Source organism: Marinovum algicola (genome assembly GCF_900109145.1).
GTDB classification, from domain to species: domain Bacteria; phylum Pseudomonadota; class Alphaproteobacteria; order Rhodobacterales; family Rhodobacteraceae; genus Marinovum; species Marinovum algicola.
Window position 1 is genome coordinate 1 of the sequence record NZ_FNYY01000051.1, and the last position, 6,620, is coordinate 6,620.

The following is a 6,620-nucleotide window of genomic DNA, read 5'->3' on the forward strand; positions in this document are numbered from 1 at the left end:
CGGGCGGTCTCAAATCCCGGGGGAGCCCTCATTCGTCAGCTGAAGCGGACCGGCTGGAAGCCGGTGGCTTCGTTCCATTCAATGGATAGTGAACAAGAGATCATCGAGGAAGAACTGGTCTACGGTGCCTTGCGCCGCGAACGGCTCTGGCAACGCCTTGGCCTGATGGGCCTTGTCTTCGGTATCATCGGCTGTCTGAGTGCCGCGGCTGTCTCGATCCTCGATGTCGACCCGCCCCCCGTCGTTGTCCCCTATGATCCCGCCACCGGCTTTGCACTCCCCGAAGCCTCGGTGGGCGCCTCCTCGGTGACCGCCAACCAGGCGATCATCGAGGCGGAGGTGTTCCGCTATGTGGCCGACCGGGAGGTCTATAACCAGCTCGACAACGATCTGCGCATCCGCAGCGTCCTGCGCCGCTCGGACGGAGCTGCCGAGAGCGGGCTGCGCCAGATCTGGAACAGCGCCAACGAGAACTATCCGCCGACCGTCTATGGCCCCAATGCCCGGCTCGACGTGGAAATCCTCAGCATCAACCGCATCGGCAGCAATCGCGCCACCGTGCGCTTGCGCAAGCGTCTGACATCTATCAACGGCACCCAGACCGGGCTCTTCACCGCCACGCTTCTCTTTGAGTTCCGTCCCGAGACCCGCCGGTCCATCGATGAGGTCTGGACCAACCCGTTTGGGTTCACCGTGCTCGAATATTCCATTCGCTCCGACAGATTGGAGAACTAATGCGTTTCTGGAATTCAAATCAAATTACCTTGTCGCCAATGTCCCGAGAGCGCGCAGCGCGGCAGGGTATTGGCGACACTCCTCGTTCCGGAGACGCGTGGTTGATCAATAAGTTCTTTGTTGCCGCCATATTTGTTTTGCTGCCTGCCCTTGCCTTTGCCGAAGCGATCCCGCGCGGTGGTCCAAATGACAGCCGCGTGCGGCTGGCAACATATCAAGAAGGTCAGGTCTACCGCCTCAGCGTCTCGCTCACCCATGTCACCACCATCGAGTTTGGTGAGGGCGAAAGAATCCGCTCGATTATCGCGGGCGACACCGAGGGCTTCGAGATCGACGGCGTCCCGGGCGGTCAGGCCTTCGCGATCAAGCCTGTGGCGCGCGGGGTGCATACTAATGTGACCGTCTACACGAACAGGCGCAGCTACTATTTCAACGTCCAGGAGGTCCGCAGCCCAACCTTCTATGTGGTGCAGTTCCGCTACCCTAATGACGCTGCGCGCCCGACCCGGGCCATCGCCGCCCAAGCACCAAACTACAATTACGGTGCCAGCGCGCGGACCGAGTTCACGCCAACCCGCATCTGGGATGACGGGACGTTCACGTATTTCGCCTTTCCGAGAAACGCACCTGTGCCAGCGATCTTCCGCTACGCGGGCGGCCGCGAGCGCACGGTCAACACGCAAACCCCTGAGGACGGTGTGATCCGTGTCAGCGGCGTAAACCGCCAATGGGTCCTGCGACTTGGCGAAGAGGTGGTCTGCATCGAGGCGATCCCGCCCGCGGAGGCCGCCTCATGAGCGATACCGGGAACACCGAGCTGGAAAGGCGCCTCGCCGCCCTGGAGAAAGGCAGTGCCCGCGCCCCCATAGCGGCGCAGCGCCGGTCGCCCCTTCTCGCGCTGATCGTGATCCTCGTCATCGGCGCAGGTGGTGCCCTGCTCTATCTCCTCTCACAGCCCGACGAAGAGGAAGCCTTGCCGACGGCCACCCCGGACGTCTTCCAAAACGAGGGGGACGGCTTTGGCGCTATCGAGACCTTGCCCCCGCCCGAGCCCGAGGTTGTGTTTGTCGGACCGGATCCAGTCGAGCCCAACGCGGAGCTTCTGGCGCAGATCACCGCGCTGCAGGCTCAGATCGAGGAATTGCGCAACGCCCCCGAACCGGTCGTCGAGGAAGACACCGCCGCCGCAGAGGCGATCGACGCGCTGACCGCTCAGATCGCGGCGCTGCAAGCCGCCTCGGAAGCCGCACAGCAACGATTCCAGGACGAACTGACGGCGCGGGATCGCAGCCTTGAGCAATTACGCATGGATCTGGAACTGGCCCAACTCGAGGCCAGCCGACCCCAGCCCGCCCCAGCGGGCCCCACGGAAGATGAGCTGCGCGCACGCGAGCAAGAGCGACTGCGCCGCGAGGAAGAAGCCCGGCGCATGGCCGAGCTGGAGCGCCGCGCCGCGGAGGAACGCGCCTTCCAGGAGCGGCGCATCGCCTCGCCCACCATCGCGTTTGGCGGCACGTCCGGAGCGAATGAAACGGCTCTGACCGAACGCACCTTCGGCGAGGTGACGGATTTCGTGCTGAACGGGGCATTGCCCTCCACCGTGACGCAGGCCGAGGTGATCGCCAATCCCTCCAACACCATCATCCAGGGCACCATGATCCAGGCCGTCATGGAAACCGCCCTCGACAGCTCCCTGCCCGGCCAGACCCGTGCCGTGGTGTCCGAGGATGTCTACAGCGTCGATGGCGCGCGCCTGTTGATCCCCCGCGGATCCCGTCTCGTCGGGCGCTACCGCGCTGGCGTCGATATCGCGCAGCGCCGCGTCACGATCGCCTGGGACCGGATCATCCTGCCCGATAACCAGACCATTCAGATCAGTTCCTTTGGGGGAGACGAGCTGGGCCGCTCCGGCGTCACGGGTTTTGTCGATACACGCTTTGACGAACGCTTCGGCTCGGCCGCCCTGATCTCGCTGATTTCCGCGGCACGAAGTGCCGCCGCCTCCGAGGTCCAGGATGAGACTGCCGCCGACGTTCTCGAAGACGTTGGCGATGATCTGGCAGATGCCACTGACAGCGTCATTGGCGATTACCTCTCCATCGGCCCCGTCATCTATGTCGACCAGGGCGCGCGCGTCACCGTCATGGTCGACCGCGATCTGGAGATATTCTGAGCCCATGTCGCTGAGCTATCTCGAAACCTCCCTCGACAGGATCGACGCCGCCGCCCGCGACGATGTCATCGAGATCTGCATCAACCCTGATGGCACCTGCTGGGGCGAATTCCAGGGCGATCATTTCATGCGGGCGCTGGATCAAACGCTGACCGCGACAGAAGTGAAGGATCTCGGCAACCAGATCGCCTCCTCCGCCAACACCACCATGAGCAAGGACCGGCCCATCGTCTCGGTCTCGATCACCTACAAGGGTCGCCCGATCCGCGCACAGGTCATCACCCCGCCCGCCGTGCTCTCGGCCATGTCGATCAGCCTGCGGTTCTTCTCGAACCTGCCACTCGAGGGCATTGCGCTCGATTTCCTCTACGGAAAGGAGCGAAAGCTCGAAGACCTGCGCGTGGAAAAGAAGCGCGCCTTGCGCGCCGTGGTGTCCGCGGGTTTGATCGATGATGCGCTTGCCTTCTGCGTCGAGAACAAACTCAACATGATCGTCTCGGGCGGCACCTCAACCGGCAAGACCGTGGCCGCGCGCAAAATCCTCTCGCACGTTCCGGCCGAGGAACGCATCGTCACCATTGAGGAAGCCTCCGAGCTTCTGCCGACCCAGCCCAATGCCGTGACCCTCATCGCCAATCGCGACGCGGAGTTCCAAACCGCCGATGTGCTTCTCACTGCGACGCTCCGCATGCGCCCCGATCGGATCATCCTGGGCGAGGTGCGCGGCAAGGAGGCCATGACCTTTCTGGAAGCCATCAACACCGGCCATGGCGGGTCCATGACCACGCTGCATGCCGAAACCCCGCAATTGGCCGTGCAGCGGCTCGCGATCGCAGCACTCAAGACCGAGATCCCGATGACCTATGCCGACATGATCCAGTACATCGAGAACTCCATCGACGTGATCATCCAGGCCGGTCGCCACGACGGCAAGCGCGGTATCACGGAATTCTACCTCCCCGGCGCAACTGAGATTGGAACTTCCTCATGAAGACCTTTGAATACGATATCTTGTCCTTTCCCATGACCCGCAAAACCAGCCTTGCCGACATGCAGACCTGCCTGAACGAGAAGGGCGCAGACGGGTGGGAGGTGGTGTCGATCAGCACTTCGGAATTCGCCAATATCGGGCACACCGTTTTCCTGAAACGCGAAATTACACCCGCTGGAGCCACGGCATGAGGCAGGCGCAGCACCTCACCTTGGCCGCGCTGACCCTAAGTCTGACGCCAGCCTTCGCCGTTGCCGAGCGCGACCTAGTCCCTACCTTGGAGCGCCGCTTCGATGTCTGTCCGGACCGCCCCGCTGAACTCAGCTGGATGCAAGAAATCCCCCTGCGCCAAGCCTATCAGCGCGTGCTGGTCCAAGACATCTACCGTGCCCAAAACCTTGAGCGCATCGTCGAGACTGGCAGCTGCAATTGCGAGATCCGGTTCCCGTCCTGGGACGATGCCGAGGCGATGTTTCGCGAGGTCCACGCGAGTGGCGAACGATGGGAGATGCTGCAGGCCTCGGACGCCTACAACCGCCGCGCCAACGCCGCCCGCCCTGCCGCCAAGGCCATCTGCGAAGCCGCGGGCAATTGGTAAGGCTGATCCCCAATGAGCGTCGTCACCTATTTCGTTGAAACCTCCCAGGGCTATCTCGACACCGCCGCAGAAACCCAGTTCGGATCGGTTGCGGCAACGGTTGGCACGCTTCTGGTGCTGGGAACAACGCTGGTGGTGGTTCTCGTTTTCCTGAACATGATCTACCAGTACAAGGCGATGGACGGACGCACGGCATTCTGGCTCGCGGTCAAGATCGGGCTCATCGGGATATTTGCAACCAACTGGGTGCAGTTCAACGCCCTCTCCTCCGCCATCCTGGCCGGGATCGACAGCATTGCGGGTGCGCTGGTTGCTTCCGTTGGTGGTGGAACTCCCGGCCCTTCTGGCACTTTCGCCGAAGAGTTTGACCGACTAATCGCGGAACTAGGGGACTATCTCAACGCCGCTGGGTCCGAGCTGAACTGGATGGCAGGGGCCATGCTCGACATTGTCGGGGTCCTCTTGCTCTCGATCCTCGGCGGGCTGGCCGCCTTCATCCTCGTGGCATCCCGCCTGATGATCGCACTTCTGATCGGGATCGCACCGGTGATGATTTTCCTGACCCTCTTCGAGGTCACCAAGGACTATTTCGCGCGCTGGCTTTCGGCGTTGGTTTCCTTCGCGCTCTACCCCATCGTCGTCGCAGGCGTGTTCGCAACGATCACTGGCGTCTCTTCCGCTCTGATCGGTGAGCTTGGCGACCCGGAAGGGGCCTCAAATATAGGAGCGCTCATCCCCTTCTTCATGATGGTGCTCATGGCCAAAGGGTTCATAATCGCAACACCCTTTATCGTCCGCGCGATCTCCGGCAACATCATGATGCCTGCCCTCTCCGGTGGCCTCGGCGGCGGCTACAGCTTTGCCCGCGCCGCCATGGGCAGCCAGCAGGCCTACAATCGCTACCTGATCGGAGGCGCAAGTGGCGCAGAATACGCAGCCCTCAGGGCGCGGCAGTTCTTCGGCGTGCAGCAGATGCCCGTGAGGCAGGGCATGGGGCAGACGGGTTCCGCAGGAGGCACAGGATCCGCAGACTCGGGGTCAAAAATGCTGGCGCAGCTGGCGAGACTGGGTCGACTTGGCCGACGGTGACGGCCCGTTCCGGACCTTCAACAAATAGCCAGGCGCTGCGGCGCAGCTTCACCGGACCGGGCATTCGTCCATGGTGCAGTATTTTGGAGCGTGAAGGTTCGCCTTGCGGACGATACTGCCGCTGAGCAATGGTCTAAAACTCTGATGCCATGAGATTCAGACATCATCCTTGACGTGCGGATTCTTGGCTTCATATTCGGCCCGGGTGGCACGATCGTGGTTGCCCTCCAACCTGATAGCGGCCATGGCGCGGTCGGTGTATATCTCAGAGCGAAGCGGCCAATCGATTGCAGCGTCGAATAAACCCGGCATCAGGTCATAGCCTGACGCCCCATCATCTGTGTCCCGCATCCAAAGGTGTGAGCCGCAGTTCGCACAGAAGGCCCGCTCAGCGAAAGCGGTCGATGCGAAGCGCGTCACTGGTCCCTCGACAGTAACCGCCTCATAGTCAGCGTGGAAGCACAAAAAAAGTCCGCCAGACCATCGCTGGCACATGCGGCAATGGCAGGCTCCGGTTCGTGGATCGTGTTGGCCGTCGATGCGGATCGTAACGTCGCCACAGAGGCAGTGACCTTCATGGTATCCCACGGTTTCACTCATGCACTATCCCTTCGATGGTGGTCGGCAAATAATCGAGCAAAAAATCTTTAGGAACTCGCGTATCAATAACAAACAGAGATTGTGTCTTATCCGGAGTTCCGGATAAGACGTAATATGCCGCGTCACCGTTATGCGGAGTTCGGGATTTCAACCTGTTGTTCTGCTGATTCATTTTCGGGTTTCCACTTTGGATAATCATGACGCCTCTGCTCTCAACCGCAGAAGGACATCTTCCATGAACTCCCCCTCCAACTCTCCGCTCAGTGGCCGTGCTGACGATCGGGAAGACCCGCTTACGCCAGTCCGTTTCGCGCTTTATGCTTGGCGGAAGGGAAAAGATTGGGTGGAAACCGCGGGTGGCAGAAAAGAGCGACATCGGGGAGGAAATGGCGCGGGTTCGAGCGCGTCTGGCCGATCTGGATGCCGAACGGCAG

General features: G+C 61.6%; 8 protein-coding genes. 7 read left to right on the forward strand and 1 reads right to left on the reverse strand.

Annotation, left to right across the window (positions count from 1 at the left end):
- The first annotated feature begins 81 nt into the window (after positions 1-81).
- The 7 genes from BMW90_RS25880 (at position 82) to BMW90_RS25910 (ending at position 5,586) form a co-directional block, all read left to right on the forward strand.
- On the forward strand, positions 82-735 hold the full coding sequence (locus BMW90_RS25880; protein WP_074840650.1) for a VirB8 family type IV secretion system protein: 654 nt from the start codon (positions 82-84) through the stop codon (positions 733-735).
- A 101-nt stretch (positions 736-836) separates the two neighbouring features.
- Positions 837-1,532: a TrbG/VirB9 family P-type conjugative transfer protein gene (locus tag BMW90_RS25885; protein WP_074840652.1), complete on the forward strand. Its 696-nt coding sequence runs from the start codon at positions 837-839 to the stop codon at positions 1,530-1,532.
- Positions 1,529-2,908 carry a TraB/TrbI/VirB10 family type IV secretion system protein gene (locus BMW90_RS25890; protein ID WP_074840654.1) on the forward strand — a complete coding sequence of 460 codons (1,380 nt, stop codon included), beginning with the start codon at positions 1,529-1,531 and terminating at the stop codon, positions 2,906-2,908. The genes BMW90_RS25885 and BMW90_RS25890 overlap by 4 nt, the downstream gene beginning before the upstream one ends.
- Before the next feature lie 4 nt (positions 2,909-2,912).
- Positions 2,913-3,899, forward strand: coding sequence for an ATPase, T2SS/T4P/T4SS family (locus BMW90_RS25895; RefSeq protein ID WP_074840656.1), 987 nt, complete (start codon positions 2,913-2,915; stop codon positions 3,897-3,899).
- Entirely contained in the window at positions 3,896-4,090 is a 195-nt protein-coding gene (locus BMW90_RS25900; RefSeq protein ID WP_074840658.1) for a DUF4177 domain-containing protein, read from the forward strand. The genes BMW90_RS25895 and BMW90_RS25900 overlap by 4 nt, the downstream gene beginning before the upstream one ends.
- On the forward strand, positions 4,087-4,497 hold the full coding sequence (locus BMW90_RS25905) for a hypothetical protein (RefSeq protein ID WP_074840660.1): 411 nt from the start codon (positions 4,087-4,089) through the stop codon (positions 4,495-4,497). The genes BMW90_RS25900 and BMW90_RS25905 overlap by 4 nt, the downstream gene beginning before the upstream one ends.
- 12 nt (positions 4,498-4,509) lie before the next feature.
- Positions 4,510-5,586, forward strand: a complete 1,077-nt coding sequence (locus BMW90_RS25910) for a TrbL/VirB6 family protein (protein WP_074840662.1) — start codon at positions 4,510-4,512, stop codon at positions 5,584-5,586.
- Between the two features lie 156 nt (positions 5,587-5,742).
- Here the strand turns inward: BMW90_RS25910 and BMW90_RS25915 are convergent, their stop codons facing one another.
- Positions 5,743-6,186: a GFA family protein gene (locus BMW90_RS25915; protein WP_074840664.1), complete on the reverse strand. Its 444-nt coding sequence runs from the start codon at positions 6,184-6,186 to the stop codon at positions 5,743-5,745.
- Between the last annotated feature and the right edge of the window lie 434 nt (positions 6,187-6,620).

Coding starts and splice junctions, on each gene's coding strand:
- BMW90_RS25880 (WP_074840650.1), top strand. CDS start 82: ATGGATAGTGAACAAGAGATCATCGAGGAAGAACTGGTCTACGGTGCC.
- BMW90_RS25890 (WP_074840654.1), top strand. CDS start 1,529: ATGAGCGATACCGGGAACACCGAGCTGGAAAGGCGCCTCGCCGCCCTG.
- BMW90_RS25895 (WP_074840656.1), top strand. CDS start 2,913: ATGTCGCTGAGCTATCTCGAAACCTCCCTCGACAGGATCGACGCCGCC.
- BMW90_RS25900 (WP_074840658.1), top strand. CDS start 3,896: ATGAAGACCTTTGAATACGATATCTTGTCCTTTCCCATGACCCGCAAA.
- BMW90_RS25905 (WP_074840660.1), top strand. CDS start 4,087: ATGAGGCAGGCGCAGCACCTCACCTTGGCCGCGCTGACCCTAAGTCTG.
- BMW90_RS25910 (WP_074840662.1), top strand. CDS start 4,510: ATGAGCGTCGTCACCTATTTCGTTGAAACCTCCCAGGGCTATCTCGAC.
- BMW90_RS25915 (WP_074840664.1), bottom strand. CDS start 6,186: ATGAGTGAAACCGTGGGATACCATGAAGGTCACTGCCTCTGTGGCGAC.